Source organism: Halomonas marinisediminis, assembly GCF_004347715.1.
Classification (GTDB): Bacteria; Pseudomonadota; Gammaproteobacteria; order Pseudomonadales; family Halomonadaceae; genus Halomonas; species Halomonas icarae.
On record NZ_SLTR01000428.1, the window covers coordinates 1 to 275 of the forward strand.

Consider the following 275-nt stretch of genomic DNA (forward strand, 5'->3'; position numbering starts at 1 on the left):
GGGCATGCGATCGCAGTTCCCCCAGATCAACGCGTCGTTCAAGGGCCAGAACGGGTCGCTCGGCGTGGCCGGGTACGTCAGCCAGGACTACGGCGAGGGAGCCATCACGTACGTCGAGTACTCCTACGCGATGAAGTCGGGTTTCCCCGTCGTGAAGGTGCTCAACAAGGCGGGCTACTACGTCGAGCCGACCTATCAGTCGGTCGCGGTGGCGTTGATGGCGGCGCAGATCAACCCGGACCTCACGCAGAACCTCGACGGCGTGTACAACAATT

Annotated in this window: 1 protein-coding gene; it reads left to right on the forward strand. The window is 62.5% G+C overall.

Annotated elements, in window-relative coordinates; all coding sequences use genetic code 11:
- Positions 1-275, forward strand: a 275-nt coding sequence (locus E0702_RS17275; RefSeq protein WP_205742050.1) for a substrate-binding domain-containing protein, incomplete at both ends; no start/stop codon positions are given.